This window comes from Limnobacter humi (genome assembly GCF_024518835.1).
GTDB lineage: Bacteria > Pseudomonadota > Gammaproteobacteria > Burkholderiales > Burkholderiaceae_B > Limnobacter > Limnobacter humi.
Genome location: NZ_JANIGO010000002.1, coordinates 708,511 through 724,718, shown reverse-complemented (window position 1 = coordinate 724,718; position 16,208 = coordinate 708,511). Strand labels below are relative to the sequence as shown.

The following is a 16,208-nucleotide window of genomic DNA, read 5'->3' as shown; positions in this document are numbered from 1 at the left end:
GGGTGAGGGGACACACAATTTATTATTTCAATCATCCGGTCCCCCACGAGAAAGGTTGGAGACATGGGTATTCAGACATCGGTTGGGCGGGTACTGGCCTGCTGCGCATTGTTGTTGGGCGGTTGTTTTGAGGATGGCAATACCATTGTTGTGCGCGGGAGCCGCACCGACCCGCAAGGCAGCGAAAGCGCTGGCAATGACACCAACGCTGGCAATCAACAAGGAGGATCCGACAGCGGGTCAGATAACACCGGTGGTGGACCTGGTTCGCCGCCAGCGTTGTTTCCCAAGGAGGTGATGGTGCGGTCTGAACCCCCGGGCACGGGGGTGCCACCTGCGGGTGCAGATCGATGCGATCCCCTGGATCCGGCGTACTGCCTGTTTCCCTTTCCGAACAATTATTTCACGCAGGCTGATCCCGGTACCGACAACCGGATGCGCGTAAACCTGAATCTGTTGTCCATGCCACGCAATGTGGCGGGTAAACCCATTGATCCATCGGAATGGGGGCGCAACGATGGTTTTTCGCCGGGCCAGCCGATGCTGACCCTGGTACCCGGTCTTGACCTGAAAAAGACTAGTGCCACACCGTTGACAGATTTGGAACGCAGCCTGGCGAAAGACCAGCCCATCGTCCTGATCGATACGTTGACTTTGAAGCCCCAGTTGACATGGTCTGAGCTGGATGTGAATGCCACCGCCGGTGCGCTTGCACCACTGAATACAGTGACCTCTCCCCAGTCCAATGCCGGCAGCGTGTTGGCCATACGGGCCGCCAAAAACCTGGTACCGGGGCGGCGTTACATTGTGGCCATGCGCCGCTTGAAAAATGCGGCAGGCGAGACCATTGAGCCGAACACCGTGTTCAAGTCGTACCGGGACAAGCAACCCCTGTCCAACGCGGTGCAAGAAGCTCGTCGACCCTTGATGGAAAACCTGTTCTCGATTCTTCAGGCAGCCGGTGTTGCGCGAGAGGACCTTTACTTGGCCTGGGATTTCACCGTGGCCTCTCGCCGCAACCTGACTGAGCGTGTGTTGCACATGCGCGATGAGTCGATCCGCCTGACCCAGGGCAAATCCCCTGCGTTCACGATTGACTCGGTGATCAACAATCCAGACAATGGTGGTGCATCGGCCATCACCGCGCAGCGCATTCGTGGACATGTGGAGGTGCCTTGTTTTTTAAGCACACCCAATTGCGTGTCGGGTGGTACGTTCAACTATCCACCGCAATCGTTGACCAGCCCGGCGACCGCGTTGCCGCAGCGCAATCCGGCAACACCAACTGCCAAAGTGCCGTTTATTTGCTCCGTGGCCCGCACCACCTTGGGCGACGCATCCGACCCAACCAAGGCCACCGTGGCCAGGCCAGCCCGTCCATCCCTGTATGGCCATGGTTTGTTAGGCTCGCGAGACGAGGGTAATACCTACGACCTCAATGTCCGCGAGATGGCACAGCGGCACAACATGCTGTTTTGCATGGTGGACTGGGCTGGATTGGCCACTGGCAATCAGCCGGATGATCAGGCGGACCCCCAGAAATACGACCCTTTGTGGGACATGGCTGGCGGTGACCTGGCCAGCACAGTGGGTATCCTCACTGATTTCAGCGGCTTTGCGCGATTGGCAGACCGCCTGCAGCAAAGCTTCCTGAATTTCGTGATGTTGGGTCGGGCCATGATGAGCAGCAACGGCTTTTGTAGCCACCCAGCTTTTCAGGTGAAGGGACAGTGCATCATCAACACCGAAGCCTTGTACTACGATGGCAATTCACAAGGTGGTATCAACGGTGGGCCGGTGATTGCCATCTCTCCGGATATTGTGGCCGGGACGCTGGGTGTGCCAGGGATGGCCTACTCCATCTTGTTGCAGCGCTCGGTGGATTTTGCTCCCTATGCACCGGCGATGTACAACGCCTACCCGGGTACTGTGGACCAGCAGTTCATTCTTTCTCTGGTGCAGATGCTCTGGGACCGTGCAGAAAACAACGGTTATGCATTCAGTCTGGCACCCGGCCAGGCACTGGCAGGTACCAAACCCAACAAGCGGGTATTGCTGCTCCCGGCATTTGGAGACCACCAAGTCACCATGACCAGTGCGGAAATCATGGCCCGTACCATTGAGGCACCCGTGCATTGTCCCGCGGTGGTGGGGGGGCCTTCCGTGCAACGCGGGCTGGCTGTGCTGAAGGAGGTGCACCCAGCCGTGGTGGCTGAAAAAGAACAGTTTCCTTTGGTGTCGTTTGGCCGGCGGCATCCAGATGACCATCCTTACTTTGGCTTGCCCTGCGTGCCTAAATATCCGTTCAAAGGCAATGGCTTGACGGTGTGGGACAGTGGCCCCATGGTCAAGGCAGATGGTTCACCAAGCCCAAGCGGCAACGCGCCGCCGCCGATCGAGAACCGGCCTCCTGCATCTGGATATGGTGCTGACCCGCATGGTCATCCCCGTGGCGAGTTGTTGAACATGGACATGAAATCGGCATTTTTGAAAACCGACGGAGCACTGCTTGATGTGTGCAAAGGCATGCCTTGTACGTCGCGCGGTTTTGATCCCAGTTTGAAGGTGATGAAATAAATGAAGAACATGGCTCGAGTGGTTTATGCAGGCATGTTGTGCACATTGCTCGGCGGTTGTTTGGGTTCTGGCGGTGGTGCATTGAGCGACCCCACAGCGGGTGTGCCGACTTCACCCAATGAAACAGGCTCAGGCAATGAGCCTGGGGGCACTGGTGGGGTGGGCAATCCACCTGACATTGATCCACCGCCGACACCGCCGGGTGCACCAGTGTTTTCTTACCGTGCAGCAGCCAGTCGCGTGGCCATCGACCCCACCCCGGCCCAACTGAACGGTGTGCCCGATCCAGCTTCGCCAGTGGGGCATATTCAGAAGTTCAATCTGGGGGGCTACGGTGGTTTTGGATTCAATGGCCCGGAAACCCTGTTTCACTTCAATATCGGGGGGCCACCGGCCGAGGGCATTGGTGATGGTACCTTCCTGCGCCTGTTTTTGCTGGAGAGCAATACTCAACCGGTAACCCGGTTGGTGTTTGTAACCATGGATGCCATTGGTGCGGGCAATGTGATCCAGAACCAAATGAAGGCCTCGATTTCCGCTGCCATTGATGTACCGCCCGAGAACATTCTGTTTGCGCAAACCCACTCCCATTCCTCGGCTGACCTCCAAGGCTTGTGGGGCGGTGTGCCCGACAGTTGGTTGAACTGCAGCAAGCCGGATTCAGCCACGGCTTGCGACCCGGCTCTGCAGCCCGGGTTGTATCAGCTGGCGGCCAAGGCTGCCAAGGATGCGGCTGCGCGACTGGAGCCGGTTAATGTCGAGTTTGCCCAATCGGCGCTGGAAGGCGATGAACGATTGAACAACTTTCGACGCTGTGACCCCAGCGATACCCAGGTCCCCGATCCGTTCATGACTGTGTTGATTGCAAAAAATGCGCAGAACAAGGTTGTGGGAGGTGTGTTGAATTACGGCGCACACCCCACCGTGTTGGGGTCCAGCAACCGGCGTGTGCACACCGATTGGGTGGGCGGAGCCCTGCGGACATTGGACAAAGAACTGGGCGGCAGTTTTCTGTTTTACAACGGGGCCATGGCCGATGCCTCACCCCGTGCGCCCGACGGGGCTGATCAGTACGAGCGGGCACGCCAATTGGGTGTGAAGATGGCTCAGACGGCCATGCGTTTGTTGAGCACCCAGAAAAAAGACCTGACCGGCGGCATGGCTGTGAATCACGCCACTGCTTACCTGCCTGTGAACAACCCGTTGTTTGTGGGCGCTGGCGTGTTGCGCAGTTTTAACCGGTATTACAACTTCACGCCGCTGGGCGAAGTGGCGGCTGCCAATGTGCCGCAGTACAACCAATTGCCCCAGGCCGCGGTGTATGCGGTGACGACGGTGTCCCGCATTCGGCTGGGGCAGGGCGAAGGCCAGTCTCTGGAGGTGGTGACCATCCCTGGCGAGGCCTCACGCGGGTTCTCCGATGTGTTGCGGGCACGCAGCACAACCCCCATGATGTTGTTGGGCTTAACCCACAATTCATTCGGTTATATTTTGACCGAAACCGAGTTTGGTAACGGGGTACTGGCGTGTCAGGATGCTTACGAGGAAACAGTATCGCTTGGACCTTTGACAACGCCAGCGTTGAATCTTCAGGCCTATCAACCCCTGTTTGCAGGGAACTGACAGGCCCTGTTTCTTAGAATTTCGATTTGGCTTGATCAAAAGCGTCTTTCAAGCTTTCCCAGGCCTTGTTCGCACCGTCTTTTAGAGATTCCACGGCATCACCAGCAGACTCACGAACCTCTTCCAGCTTCTGACGGCCATGCTCCAGCTTGGCCTCCAGGGCTTCAATCGATTCATTCAGGTCTTTTTTGGCATCGGCCATGTTCAGTACTCCTGTTCAACGTGGTCATGAAAGAACGTCACCTTGTGCCATCCAGATGACAATTTCTGCTGCACAATCTGGAGTGCAGTCTCTAAATGAATGTCATGGGTGTTGGAATGGGCGTGTCAGACACACGGGAATTGCTGGTGTTCGTGAATGTTCTGCTGCAGCAATTGGGCGCGCCAGTGCCCGCAGTACCGACCATGGTTGTCTCAGCCGGTTTAAGTACGTCGTGGGCCAATGTGCTGTTGTTGGCCCTGATCGCAACAGGCGCATCGTTGCTGGCTGATTGGGTGTGGTACGCGGCAGGCCGGTATTATGGGTACCGGGTTTTGTCGGGGCTGTGCCGCTTGTCCATCAATCCAGAGTCCTGCGTGTCCACCACCGAACTCCGGTTTCGAAACTGGGGGCCCTGGTCCCTGGTATTGGCCAAGTTTATTCCCGGTTTTTCCACCGTGGCCCCCCCGATTGCCGGGGCTGTCAAAATGCCCGTGCTGAGCTTCACGTTGGCGTCCGCATTGGGTGCATTCTTGTGGGCTTTTGCAGCCATGCTGGCTGGTTGGTTGTTTCAGGAACAGGTCACGGCAGTGTTCGATCTGCTACGAAGCAACTGGATGGCCATGTTACTGGTGGTCGGTTTGATGGTGTCGGTGTGGTTACTTTGGAAAATTTCCCGACGTCTGGCCTATGCCGCGAAAATGAAATCGCCCCGCATTTCCCCTGCAGACCTTCAACGCTTTCTGGGCTCAGTCAACGAGCCTGTTCGATTGTTGGATTTGCGGCCGCAGCCGATCAAGGAGGCAGAGCCCTTGGCGGGTTGGCTGGATGCCAATCCCGACACGGTGTTGGCGCAGGCCAGTCAGTGGGGGGCTGGCGACTTCATCGTGACCATGTGCGCCTGCCCAGGTGATGTCACAGCCAACCAAGTGGCCAGTGCACTGCAGGAAGCTGGTTTTTTGAATGCCAAAACCCTGGAGGGAGGCTACGGTGCCTGGTCGACACAGATTCAGACGAAATCGATGTAACTTTTTAACGGCGACTGCGAATTGGCGACGTGTGCATCCAGAATGTGAGCACGCCTGTTGTGGTTTAACAAATCATCCATGCATTGAAATCGGAGAAATCATGCGCAAGTTTTTTCAGGGTTTGGCGGTTGGTGCGACCGTCTTGGCAGCGTCGGTGCTGTCTGCGGCACCCGTCATGGCTCAGGATGTGATCAATTTTGGCGTAGGCCTGTACCAGCCAGACAAAGACAAAAACGACGCCACCTACACACCACTGGCCCAGTACCTGGAAAAGAAGCTGGGCAAACCGGTGAAATTGCGCACCGTGGACAGTTGGGAAGGGCTGGCCAAGTCGCTCGCCAACGGCGAGACCGACATCGCGTTGATGGGCCCTTGGGGCTACGTATTGGCCAACAACGAATCCAAGGCACAGGCGGTGGCCACCATCGAATACGAAGGCAAACCAGAATACTTTGCCATCATGGTGACCAACCCCAAAAGCGGGATCAACAGCCCGGCGGACTTGAAAGGCAAAACCTTTGCCTTCGGCGACAAGGGGTCCACCTCGGGTTACCTGATACCTTTCCATTTCTTCCAAAAGCAGGGCATTAACCCCGACACGTATTTTTCCAAGGTGATTTACACCAAGCACCAGGCCATTGAAACCCAGGTGGCGGAGGGGACGCTGGATGCAGGCGCTGATTACAATCGCAACCGGGACGCCATGATTGCAGATGGTCTGATCAAGGCCCAGGATTCAAAGATTATCTGGACTTCAGACCCATTGCCCAATGATGCCGTGGCCGTGAGCGAAACCCTGTACAAGGACAAAGCCTTTGTTGAAAAACTGCAGGCAGCCTTGATCGGCATTGGTGCTGAACTGAAAAAGCAGCCCAACCTGCTGCCACCCCGCTACACGGGTTTTGTGAAAAAAGACAACAGCTATTACAAACCCATTCGTGATGCAGGCTTGGCCACAGGGCGCTTGCAACCCAAATGACCTTGCGTTTTTTCAGCGGCCGGCCCGGTTTTTTCGGGCTGGTATTTCTGTATGCCTTGGTGGTGGCCACTTGCTTGTGGAGCCTGGGTGCAGCGGGTGATCTGAATACAGGCCGCAACCCCTGGGCTAACCTGGTGAAAACCGCCAGTGAATTTGCACGGCCCAGCTTTGTGGACGTGTGGTTGGGTAACCCCAAGCTGGAATACAAAAGCGATGATGGCACGGTGCTGCGGGTTGAAAACCGCCGTGAGGTCGAAGCCCAATACCTGAAACAATTGGGCGTGGCCACTTGGGTGACTTTCAAAATTGCAACACTGGGTTCACTGCTGGCTGCTGTGTTGTCGCTGCCGTTTGCTGTGCTCAGTGCACGCAACATCCGTGCGCCGCGGGTTTTGGCCAGCCTATCTCGTTCCGTGTTGGCCGTGTCGCGGTCTGTTCACACCTTGGTGTTTGGCCTGGTGTTGGTGGGTATTGTGGGTTTAGGCCCAACAGCCGGCATTTTGGCCATTGCATTTCACAGCCTGGGCACCTATGGCAAGTTGTTCGCCGAGTCGATTGAAACCCTGGACATGGCCTCCATTGAAGCGGTGCGGGGTGTGGGTGCCAGCGGTTCACAAACCTTTTTTTGGGCAGTGTGGCCCAATGTGTTGCCGCAATGGGTCAGCAGCCATTTGTACATTTGGGAGTACAACATCCGCGATTCCACCATCCTCGGTTTGATTGGTGCGGGTGGTTTGGGTTTGCTGATTTCCGAGTCGGTGTCCCTGTTTCAATGGGGGCGTCTTTCGACCATTCTGCTGGTGGTGGTGGTCATGGTGTCGGTGTTTGATGCGGTCAGCCGTCGTATTCGTCAGGCGTTGTTGTAAATGAGTGTTGTACCCACCATGATTGAACTTCGCGATGTCAGTGTGCAGGCCCAAGGCAAAGTCCTGCTGCACATTCCACAACTCAGCGTGTCCGCTGGTGAACGGGTGGCCGTGCTGGGGCGCAACGGGGCAGGCAAGTCCACCCTGTTGCGGGTTCTCAATGGGTTTGTCAAACCGGAATCGGGCACTGTTCGAGTAAATGGATCCCAGGTGTACCCGTTCACAGCCCAGACCTCGCTGAAACAGGTTCGTGCTGACATTGGTCAGGTTCTGCAGGGTTTGCATTTGGTCCCTCGGCTGTCCGTGCTGGAGAACGTGCTGGTGGGGGGGGTGCATCGCATGCCTGTATTTCGCAGCTGGTGCCGCATTTTTAACGCTGGGGAAATTGCCCAGGCTCAAGCCGCATTGACCGCAGTGAATGCGCTGCATTTGGCCAATACCCGTGCAGATCGATTGTCGGGTGGTGAGCGACAAAAAGTGGCCATTGCCCGCATGTTGATGCAGGCACCCCGGTTGGTATTGGCCGACGAGCCGACCGCAGCGCTCGACCCCACCGCTGCCGATGAGGTGTGCGATTTGTTGGTGAAGGCCAGCACCGGGACCACCTTGCTGACGGTGGTTCATCAGGTGGAGTTGGTTCCCCGCTTGGCCAACCGGGTGTTGGGGCTTCAACATGGTCAACTGGTGCTGGATTGTCCGGTGAATCAACTGGACCAACAGCAGTTGGACGCGTTGTATGCTTAACAGCGCTGGCCGCAGTTGCCCCATCCGCTATCGCTATGGCGCGCACGCTTTGGCGCAAACACCGCTGGACCACTGCGAGACCCTCTATGTGATTGGTGGTTTGTATGGCAATCCGCTCGCCCTGCGCGAGGTGTTGCGCATGGCGCAGGCCGAGCCTGGTCCGGTTCGCCTGTGTTTCAATGGCGATTTCAATTGGTTCAACACCAACGACGATGCTTTTGCGGCCATCAATGCTGCGGTGCTTGCGCATGACTGTGTGTTGGGCAATGTGGAGGCGGAGCTGGGCGAACCCCTGGATGCACCTGATTGTGGTTGTGCCTACCCAGAGCACGTGGACCAAGCCGTGGTAGACCGTTCCAACCTGATTCACACCGCATTGAAGCGGGTTGCCCAGCGCCATCCAGACTGGCTTGCCCGCTTGAATCAACAGCCTTTTTACCGGCGCTACCAGGTGGGAAAGTTGCGTGTGGGCGTGGTGCATGGCGATTCGGAATCCCTGGCGGGTTGGCGATTCGACCCCAGCCATTTTGATGACCCCCGAGAGGCTTTGTGGCGTGCAACCCAGTTCATGACGGCGCGTGTGCAAGTATTTGCCAGCAGCCACACTTGCACCGCCGGCTTTTTGAATGAGCCGGCCGGACTGATTAGCAACAATGGGGCTGCCGGCATGCCCAGCGTACCTGGCCAAACAGCCGGCATGATCACCCGGATTGGTTTGGCACCCTGGGCTGAAGGTGCTGCGGTAGCCCGTGTACGCCGTGAGGGTGTTTGGTGTGAACAGTTGCCGGTGGCGTATGATCAGGCTCAGTGGGTGAGCCTGTTTGAACGCTGGTGGCCAGCGGGTTCAGCTGCGCATGAGTCCTATTTTCGTCGAATTACCGAAGGTGCCTGAGCCACCGGTATTCGGTCCATTCGTGCACTCCGTGCAACAGTGATGTGCGGTCAGATGGCTGTATTCATGACCGCTGATTGCCTACAGTGAGTCCATTCCGATGTTGAAGGACAACTGCCATGAACGCTCCACTGAGCAATACCCATGCTGATCCCGAATATGGCCTGATCGCCCACACCCTGCGCGAGGCTGAGCTTCAGGAGTTTGTGACCGCCATTCTCACGCCGCGCGCCAGTGCCTTGAAAGCCACTCTGGGTGATTACGGGGTGCCTGTTCGGCAGTTGACCTGGCGTGGTGGAAACCTGGCCTATGTGGTGGTGGGCCTGGGCCCTGTGGTGGTTTTAACGCATGGCTGGGAAGGCGCTGCAAGCGACTTGCTGCCCATCGTCAAGTCGCTGGTGGATGCAGGTTACCGGTGCGTGCTGTGGGACCTTCCCGCACACGGTGAGTCCAGTGGTGCATGGACCAGCATCCCGCACAGCGCGCAAGCATTGCAGCGCCTGGCGGACCATGTGGGTCCGGTCTATGCAACCGTCTCGCACTCGGTGGGTAGCGCAGTCACTGTGCAAGCGTTGTCCACAGGCCTTCACTGCGACCGCTCGGTATTGATTTCACCCCCCGGCCGTTACATGGACTTTGTTGAACACATTGCAGCCCAATTCGGCTTTGCAGGCGATGATCTGCAACGGATTGTAGACATTTTGGCAGAACGTGGGGTGGACGCTCCTGCGTTGAACCTGCCCAATGAGGTTCAGGCATTTGAACATGCGGGCCTGTTTGTGCATGCCGACAATGACCGGGTGTGTGACGTGCGCTGGTCGCGCCTCGGTCACGCTGCTTGGCAGAATTCCAGCTTGATGGAATTCCCAGGCTTGGGCCATCGGCGCATTTTGTCAGACCCGGCTGTGGTGACCAGTGTGACCGGTTTTCTGGCGCAGGACTGGTGAGCCCTCCATCCTGTTTCACAGGTTCAGGCTCAACGGTTGCGCCCGTAGGCGTCATGCGAGGACACCCATTCATCGGCCATGATGGCTGACAGCAGTGAGAGGTCGCCCGCCAGCACAGTGGCCCCCACAATTTCCGCCAGTTTTTTGGCTTTGCCCTCGCCGTGGCAACCCAGCAGCGCCAAACACTCGGCCTGCGTGGACAACCCAGTGCCGCCACCCCGGGTGGCACAAATCACCGAGGGCAGGGTGACCGAGAAATACAGGTTGCCGTCCGCAGTCAAGTCCATGAACACAAACCCGGCGTGGCTTTCCACCACATTGGCTTCGTCTTGCCCGGTGGCAATGAACAAGGCTGCGATCCCATTGGCGGAATGGGGACCACCGTAGGCTGAACCCGCCAGTTGGTTGCCGATCGCACTGCGTTGGCGTTGTTTGAAGACAATCTCGGGTGTGGTGCGTGCCAGGCGTTGAAGCACTTCACGCTGAATCACTGCTTCGGCAATCACCCGCTTTCCCCGGCTGTGCATCAGGTTCATGTGGGAGTGTTTTTTGTCAGTTTCCGTGGCTCCACTGAGTGCAAAGTGGGTGATGGTCTCGGGACTGTTTTTGAGCATCCATTGCGCAGCCGCATGCGTGGCTTTGCCGCACATGTTTTGCCCGGCTGCATCGCCAGTGGTGTAGTTAAACCGGGTGTACACCATGCGGGCAATTTGCCAGCGCTGAATGTGCATCAGCTTGCCATGCGCGGTGGTTGATTCTGCAGCTTGACGAATGTCGGCTTCATGGGTGTCGACCCAGGCCAGAAAGCGCTTGGCTGCGCGCGCATCCTCAAATTCAAACAGGGGTGCCCGCTGCATGAACTCTTCCACCACGGTGGTTTTCACCCCGCCTGACTCCGAGACAATCCGCATGCCCCGGCTGTAGCTGGCCACCAGTGTGCCTTCCGTGGTGGCCATGGGCACATAAAACCAGCCTTGTGCATGTTCACCGTTGATCAGCACCGGCCCAGCCACCCCCACCGGCATTTGCACGACGCCGATAAAGTTTTCTGTGTTGTTGCGCAGGCTATCGGGTGACAGGGAATAGTGGGCTGTGTGTGGCAGGCTGGCTCCGGTCTGTGCGGTCAGGAATGCCCGACGGGTGCTGGCGGCTTCTTCCGAATAATTGTCGTCCAGCCGTGGAATGGGTTGGCGTGCCGGAATGCTCATGTCGTCCTCGTGTTGTGTTGTGTTTTCTCTATCTTAGCGGCAGTTGTGCAGGCTGTACGGCCCGATGTTCGATAAAACCGAAGCAATGGTTCCGCAAAACCGGCTGGTTTCGAAGTGACTGCGTCCGTAACCTTCGCCCATGGAATTCTTTAATCTGGAGTGCTGTCATGGAAAGCGTGGTGAGTGTTCTGTCCCAGGACTTTATGGGGCAGGCGGTGTGGTTGTGGTTGATGTTCATGGGGGTGGTGTTCACCCTGCTGGCACTGGACTTGGGGGTGCTGCACAAAGACAGCCATGAGATCGGTGTGCGGGAAAGCCTGCTGCTGTCGGCGGGTTACATCACCGCTGGTTTGCTGTTTGGTGCATGGGTGTGGTGGTACCTGGGGCCACAGAGCGGCATGGAATACCTGACCGGTTTCATGATTGAAAAATCGCTGTCGATGGACAATGTGTTTGTCATCGCACTGATTTTTGGATTCTTTGCCATTCCGCGTCAGTATCAGCACCGGGTGTTGTTCTGGGGCGTGATGGGTGTGATTGTGCTGCGGGCCCTCATGATTGGCTTAGGTTCAACACTGGTGAAAGAGTTCAGCTGGATTCTCTACCTGTTCGGTGCCTTCCTGGTGGTCACGGGTTTCAAAATGTGGTTCATGGCCGACCATGATCCAGACATTTCAAAGAACCCGATTTTGAAGTTTTTGCGCAAGCACTTAAAGGTGACTGACAAGCTGCATGGGAATGCCTTCTTTGTAAAGTTGCCTGACCCGACCACCGGAAAAACCGTTCGATGGGTCACGCCGTTGCTGTTGGCACTGGTGTTGATTGAGCTGGTGGACCTGGTGTTTGCAGTCGATTCAGTGCCCGCCATTTTTGCGATCACCACCGACCCGTTCATTGTCTACACCAGCAATATCTTTGCGATTCTGGGCTTGCGGGCCTTGTACTTCGCGCTGGCTGAAATGATCCACCGGTTCAAGTACCTGAAGTACGCCTTGGCCTTGGTGCTGGTGTTCATTGGATCCAAGATCTTCCTGGTGAACATCATCGGCAAAATCCCCGCAGCCTTCTCGCTGTCCGTCACCTTGGGATTGATTTTGGCCGGTGTGTTGTTCTCGTTGTGGAAGACCCGGGAGGAAGCACGCGCGGTGTAAGCCGCCTGGTCTAAACCAGATCTTGATCTGCAAAACGGGCCAGGCTGGCACAGCTGGCCCGTGCCTCGTTCATGATGCGATCGGTCAGTGCCTGGACAGTGGGAATGTCGTGCACCAAACCTTGTGCCTGACCAATCAACTGAACACCATTGCTCAAGTTGCCATCGATGGTGGCCCTGCGAATGGAGCCCACTGCAGCACCAAAAAAGGTCAGGGTCAGGGTGTCCTTCAGGCCTTGCTGCAAAGCCATGCGCACAATACTCACCAGTGATTTGCCATTGTCACGCGCAGCCTTCAAGGCCCTTGCCAAAGCACGACCGAAGGACAACCGCTTTTTGGTCACTGCCCGGGCATGGGGTGTGTCCATCACGCGGCAGGGCAGGGTGTCGAAGTTGGCGGAGTAAATGGTGGAAAACACATCTTTGGCCACAATCGCCTGTTTGGTGTTGTCGTGCACCGGGCTTTCCTGTGTGGCCGCCCAGCGTGTGCCCATGGCCACGGCATCGGCACCCAACGACAACGCTGCAACCAAAGCGCTTCCGCTGCTGAAACCGCCTGCAGCAATGATGGGCAATGTTGTAATTTGGCGAATGGCGGGCACCAGCACCAGGGATGTAACCGACCCGCCGTGTGCCGCTGCCTCGTGGCCGGTCACCAGCAGGGCATCCACACCGGCCTTTTCAGCGCCCAATGCGTGTTTGGCATTCACCACGGTAGCAATCACTTTGCCACCATAGGCATGCACCCGCTTGCACACTTCCGAGCCGTTGCCCAGCGAGAAGTTGATCACGGGAACTTGCTCTTGCAGCGCGATTTCCAGATTATCCCAAGCGCCCGGCATCATCAGGGCGCAACCAATGCCAAAGGGTTTGTTGGTCAGGCTTTTCACGCGCCGAATTTCCTCCCGGGTTTCGTCGGGGGTGAGGTGGCCAATGGCCAATATACCCAAACCACCCGCATTGCTGGTGGCCGCCACCAGGGTGGAGTTGGCCACATAGGTCATGCCAGGGCAGACAATGGGATGTTCAATATTCAGCAGTTCGGTGATGCGGGTTTTCATGAAAGTGTCCTGACGTAAAGACCACGATTTAAGAGAGGGTACCCAGGGCGCAGGTTCTGAAACCAACATACACATCATTGCGCTCGGGCAGATAGGCTTGGCGGTAGGTGCCGCGGATCAACATGGACGAGGTGGCACACGACCCGCCCCGCACCACTTTGTGATCACCAAACTGCAGTGTGGACATGAATGGATACATGTCCACGGAAAAGCCGTTGTAAGGCATGAATTGGTCGGATGTCCATTCCCACACCGTACCGATCATTTGTCGGCAGCCGAACGGACTGTCGCCTTCGGACAGGGCGGTCACCGGCAAGCGGGCAAAGTGGGTGCCATCCATGTCGACCCGGTTGGATTGCATCTCGCGACCCCAGGGAAGCGTTTTGAACGGCTCACCCTCCCGATTTCCCAAGGCGGCCACTTCCCACTCCGCCTCAGTGGGCAGTCTTCGACCAGCCCATTTGCAGTAGGCCTGGGCTTCCCAATAGCTGACATGCTTCACAGGGGCGTCGAGTTGCAGGGGCAGCCACAGATCAAAATGGCGCTCCATCCACTGGCCGTTTTCACACTTCCAGTACTGCGGATGTTGCAGGGCGTGTTGGCGAAGCCAGCGCTGTCCACCCAAGCCCCAGAGTGTTTGGTTTTCGTAGCCACCCGCTTCAACAAAATCCAAAAACTCCGCATTGCTTACCAGCGTTTTTGAAATGTGGAAGCCCCGCACTGATTTCAAGAAGCCAGGTTTCTCGTTGTCGAAGCAAAAGTCGGCACCGGCATGGTCTGCCGACTGTGCTGGCATGCCGATGCGGTAAACGCCCGACGGAACTTCGGCATCACCCAGCGCGACCGGTATCGACGAGGGTTCACTTCTGGGTGCTTGGGCGCTGGGCGGTGGTGGGTATCCCACGGTCTGCCTGCACCAAATCAACGACTCCACATGCATGTTGAGGTGGAAGAGGGCGTATTTGTAGAGGTACAGGTCCTCAGCTGTCAGGGGTTTGGACTGAATGCGGTTTTCGACTTTGTTCAGAATGAAATTGAAATAAGCCTCGGTCTCGACTTTGTTGGGGAATAAACCGGGATTCCAACGGTCGTCATGGGCCAGTTCAAACGAGTCCCAAATGTCGTCCAGTGCGGGGTTGACCGAGGGTGCCTTGTCCAGAATTTGAAAAAGAAAGCGCTCAAAGAAAAATGCCGCATGGCCCATTTCCCACACCGGGGGATTGATGCCGGGGTGATAGGGCACCTGCAATTGTTCGGCGCTCAGGCTGTTGATCAAAGCCAGCGTGTTGTCACGGCTGGACCTGAGGTAGGTCAGCAGGCTGGTGGGGTTGTTCATGGCAATCAAGCGATGGGCGCCATGGCGGCGCTGATGCCTGCATTATAGGCGCATTCATTTCACGCACTGGCTTACAATTGAATTGCAGTGTAACCATCGACTGAAACAACAAAACCATTTGTAAAGGATCACGACCCATGAAGCACTCAAGCATTCGATTGGCGGCAGCAGGTCTGCTCGGCCTGGGCATGATGGTGGGCATGGCCTATGCCGACAAACCAGAGAAAGGCCATGGACATGGCAAGCACAAAGACCGGGGCGATCAACAGGAGGACCGGCGCGGTGACGACAACGACCGCTACCGAGACCGTGGTGGCCGTGATTCGGGCGGCATCAATGCATCGATTAACTTCAGTTTTGGTGGCGCGGATATTCGCACGGTTCGCGATTATTACGGCGGTCAGGCGGCCAAAGGCCATTGTCCCCCCGGACTGGCCAAGAAAGGCAATGGTTGCCAGCCACCCGGTCAGGCTCGCAAGTGGCACAAAGGCCAGGCCCTGCCACGCGACCTGCGTTACTACGATGTGCCCAATGAACTGCGAATTCGCCTGCCTGCGCCACCTGCGGGGCACAAATATGTGCAAATGGGTGCAGACCTGCTGCTGATTGCGGTGGGTACATCCATTGTGGTGGATGCTGTTCAGGATATTTTTTGAGGTCGGCTCAACTCCCCCAACAGCGCTTCAAAGGCCAATGCAGCATTGCTTTGAGGCCTGTTGGGTAGCCGCAAGCGGTACAGGGTTCGCTTCAATTGCACACCAGCCGGGTGCAGGCGGCGAACCCGTTTCAAAGCCAAGGCATCCCGAGCCATGATTTTTGGAACCACCCCCACCCCACAGCCCGCCGCCACGGTGTGCAAAATGGCTTCATTGCTGTTGAGCTCCACCAGCTTGGGGCGCTCAATGCCCAATTCATGCAGGGCTTGCTCAGCCGCTTCGCGACTGCCAGAACCAGGTTCGCGTACCATCCAGAGGCTTTCTTCCAGATTCAGCCGTTTGCTGGTTTGTGCCGGTTGAGCCGGTGCAATCAAAACCATGTCCTCGGTTCGCCAAGGGCGACTTTCCACGGCAGGGTCGTGAATGGCACCCTCAACCAGAGCGACATCAATCGAACAATCGAGCAACCAGTTGCGCACGGTGTCGGTATTGGCGCTGCGCAGTTTCAGTTCTATGGTTGGGTATCGATTTAAAAACATTCCGATGATGGCGGGCAGCCAGTAATCGGCCACCGTGGTGCTGGCACCAATCACCAGCGTGCCACGCTGCAGGTTCCGAAAACCTCGCAACACCTCGGAAGCCTCCCGTTCAATGGCCAGCAAGGCCCGTCCGTAGTCGTACAGCACCTGGCCTGCTTCGGTGGTTCGAAAGCGCTTGCCTTGCCGCTCCAGCAGTGTGGTTCCCAATTGCTCTTCCAGCTCCCGCACCCCCTTGGACACGGCTGGCTGTGTGAGTTGCAGCGCATCAGCAGCCCGTGTAAAGCCTTGCTCTCGAACCGCCATCACAAACAATTTCAACAAGTGTAGGTTCATGTATAACTCAAAGTAATGAATAAGTAAAAATCATTATCTACAAGAATGATTAAAAAATCACCATGATGTG

General features: G+C 56.9%; 14 protein-coding genes and 1 pseudogene. 10 read left to right on the top strand and 5 right to left on the bottom strand.

What is annotated here, in order from left to right; all coding sequences use genetic code 11:
• The first annotated feature begins 63 nt into the window (after positions 1-63).
• Entirely contained in the window at positions 64-2,577 is a 2,514-nt protein-coding gene (locus NQT62_RS08365) for a hypothetical protein (protein ID WP_256764219.1), read from the top strand.
• Positions 2,578-4,200: a hypothetical protein gene (locus NQT62_RS08360; protein WP_256764217.1), complete on the top strand. Its 1,623-nt coding sequence runs from the start codon at positions 2,578-2,580 to the stop codon at positions 4,198-4,200. It abuts the gene before it with no gap.
• A 13-nt stretch (positions 4,201-4,213) separates the two neighbouring features.
• Here the strand turns inward: NQT62_RS08360 and NQT62_RS08355 are convergent.
• Positions 4,214-4,399, bottom strand: a pseudogene (locus NQT62_RS08355) (sll1863 family stress response protein); the annotation flags it as partial.
• Between the two features lie 98 nt (positions 4,400-4,497).
• On the opposite strand from NQT62_RS08355, the gene NQT62_RS08350 reads away from it, so the two are divergent.
• The 6 genes from NQT62_RS08350 to NQT62_RS08325 all read left to right on the top strand — a co-directional run bounded on the left by NQT62_RS08350 (position 4,498) and on the right by NQT62_RS08325 (position 9,855).
• Entirely contained in the window at positions 4,498-5,427 is a 930-nt protein-coding gene (locus NQT62_RS08350) for a VTT domain-containing protein (protein ID WP_256764215.1), read from the top strand.
• Positions 5,428-5,527: 100 nt separating this feature from the next.
• The gene (locus NQT62_RS08345; RefSeq protein WP_256764214.1) at positions 5,528-6,406 is read left to right on the top strand and encodes a phosphate/phosphite/phosphonate ABC transporter substrate-binding protein; all 879 of its coding nucleotides are present in this window, start codon (positions 5,528-5,530) and stop codon (positions 6,404-6,406) included.
• Positions 6,403-7,272 (top strand): phosphonate ABC transporter, permease protein PhnE, encoded by an 870-nt coding sequence (phnE, locus tag NQT62_RS08340; RefSeq protein WP_256764213.1) that lies wholly within the window; start codon positions 6,403-6,405, stop codon positions 7,270-7,272. The genes NQT62_RS08345 and phnE overlap by 4 nt, the downstream gene beginning before the upstream one ends.
• Positions 7,273-8,016 carry a phosphonate ABC transporter ATP-binding protein gene (locus NQT62_RS08335; protein ID WP_256764212.1) on the top strand — a complete coding sequence of 248 codons (744 nt, stop codon included), beginning with the start codon at positions 7,273-7,275 and terminating at the stop codon, positions 8,014-8,016.
• Positions 8,009-8,908 carry a hypothetical protein gene (locus NQT62_RS08330; protein WP_256764211.1) on the top strand — a complete coding sequence of 300 codons (900 nt, stop codon included), beginning with the start codon at positions 8,009-8,011 and terminating at the stop codon, positions 8,906-8,908. The genes NQT62_RS08335 and NQT62_RS08330 overlap by 8 nt, the downstream gene beginning before the upstream one ends.
• 119 nt (positions 8,909-9,027) lie before the next feature.
• On the top strand, positions 9,028-9,855 hold the full coding sequence (locus tag NQT62_RS08325; RefSeq protein WP_256764210.1) for an alpha/beta fold hydrolase: 828 nt from the start codon (positions 9,028-9,030) through the stop codon (positions 9,853-9,855).
• A gap of 29 nt (positions 9,856-9,884) precedes the next feature.
• Here the strand turns inward: NQT62_RS08325 and NQT62_RS08320 are convergent, their stop codons facing one another.
• Complete coding sequence (locus NQT62_RS08320) at positions 9,885-11,063, bottom strand: hydroxymethylglutaryl-CoA reductase (protein ID WP_256764209.1); 1,179 nt, start codon at positions 11,061-11,063, stop codon at positions 9,885-9,887.
• Positions 11,064-11,230: 167 nt separating this feature from the next.
• Between NQT62_RS08320 and NQT62_RS08315 the strand changes: the two genes are divergently transcribed.
• Complete coding sequence (locus NQT62_RS08315; protein WP_256764208.1) at positions 11,231-12,214, top strand: TerC family protein; 984 nt, start codon at positions 11,231-11,233, stop codon at positions 12,212-12,214.
• A 10-nt stretch (positions 12,215-12,224) separates the two neighbouring features.
• On the opposite strand, the gene NQT62_RS08310 is transcribed toward NQT62_RS08315, so the two are convergent.
• On the bottom strand, positions 12,225-13,343 hold the full coding sequence (locus NQT62_RS08310; protein ID WP_256764207.1) for an NAD(P)H-dependent flavin oxidoreductase: 1,119 nt from the start codon (positions 13,341-13,343) through the stop codon (positions 12,225-12,227).
• Positions 13,303-14,610 (bottom strand): selenoneine synthase SenA, encoded by a 1,308-nt coding sequence (senA, locus tag NQT62_RS08305; RefSeq protein WP_256764206.1) that lies wholly within the window; start codon positions 14,608-14,610, stop codon positions 13,303-13,305. The genes NQT62_RS08310 and senA overlap by 41 nt, the downstream gene beginning before the upstream one ends.
• Positions 14,611-14,747: 137 nt before the next feature.
• Between senA and NQT62_RS08300 the strand changes: the two genes are divergently transcribed.
• A complete protein-coding gene (locus tag NQT62_RS08300; protein ID WP_256764205.1) occupies positions 14,748-15,266 on the top strand; it encodes an RcnB family protein in 519 nt (172 codons plus the stop codon).
• On the opposite strand, the gene NQT62_RS08295 is transcribed toward NQT62_RS08300, so the two are convergent.
• A complete protein-coding gene (locus NQT62_RS08295; RefSeq protein WP_256764204.1) occupies positions 15,251-16,138 on the bottom strand; it encodes a LysR substrate-binding domain-containing protein in 888 nt (295 codons plus the stop codon). The two genes, NQT62_RS08300 and NQT62_RS08295, sit on opposite strands and share 16 nt — an antisense overlap.
• Positions 16,139-16,208 lie beyond the last annotated feature (70 nt).

Excerpts from the sequence above, each read along its gene's own strand:
- NQT62_RS08365 (WP_256764219.1), top strand. The coding sequence starts at position 64 with ATGGGTATTCAGACATCGGTTGGGCGGGTACTGGCCTGCTGCGCATTG.
- NQT62_RS08360 (WP_256764217.1), top strand. The coding sequence starts at position 2,578 with ATGAAGAACATGGCTCGAGTGGTTTATGCAGGCATGTTGTGCACATTG.
- NQT62_RS08350 (WP_256764215.1), top strand. The coding sequence starts at position 4,498 with ATGAATGTCATGGGTGTTGGAATGGGCGTGTCAGACACACGGGAATTG.
- NQT62_RS08345 (WP_256764214.1), top strand. The coding sequence starts at position 5,528 with ATGCGCAAGTTTTTTCAGGGTTTGGCGGTTGGTGCGACCGTCTTGGCA.
- phnE (WP_256764213.1), top strand. The coding sequence starts at position 6,403 with ATGACCTTGCGTTTTTTCAGCGGCCGGCCCGGTTTTTTCGGGCTGGTA.
- NQT62_RS08335 (WP_256764212.1), top strand. The coding sequence starts at position 7,273 with ATGAGTGTTGTACCCACCATGATTGAACTTCGCGATGTCAGTGTGCAG.
- NQT62_RS08330 (WP_256764211.1), top strand. The coding sequence starts at position 8,009 with ATGCTTAACAGCGCTGGCCGCAGTTGCCCCATCCGCTATCGCTATGGC.
- NQT62_RS08325 (WP_256764210.1), top strand. The coding sequence starts at position 9,028 with ATGAACGCTCCACTGAGCAATACCCATGCTGATCCCGAATATGGCCTG.
- NQT62_RS08320 (WP_256764209.1), bottom strand. The coding sequence starts at position 11,063 with ATGAGCATTCCGGCACGCCAACCCATTCCACGGCTGGACGACAATTAT.
- NQT62_RS08315 (WP_256764208.1), top strand. The coding sequence starts at position 11,231 with ATGGAAAGCGTGGTGAGTGTTCTGTCCCAGGACTTTATGGGGCAGGCG.
- NQT62_RS08310 (WP_256764207.1), bottom strand. The coding sequence starts at position 13,343 with ATGTTGGTTTCAGAACCTGCGCCCTGGGTACCCTCTCTTAAATCGTGG.
- senA (WP_256764206.1), bottom strand. The coding sequence starts at position 14,610 with ATGAACAACCCCACCAGCCTGCTGACCTACCTCAGGTCCAGCCGTGAC.
- NQT62_RS08300 (WP_256764205.1), top strand. The coding sequence starts at position 14,748 with ATGAAGCACTCAAGCATTCGATTGGCGGCAGCAGGTCTGCTCGGCCTG.
- NQT62_RS08295 (WP_256764204.1), bottom strand. The coding sequence starts at position 16,138 with ATGAACCTACACTTGTTGAAATTGTTTGTGATGGCGGTTCGAGAGCAA.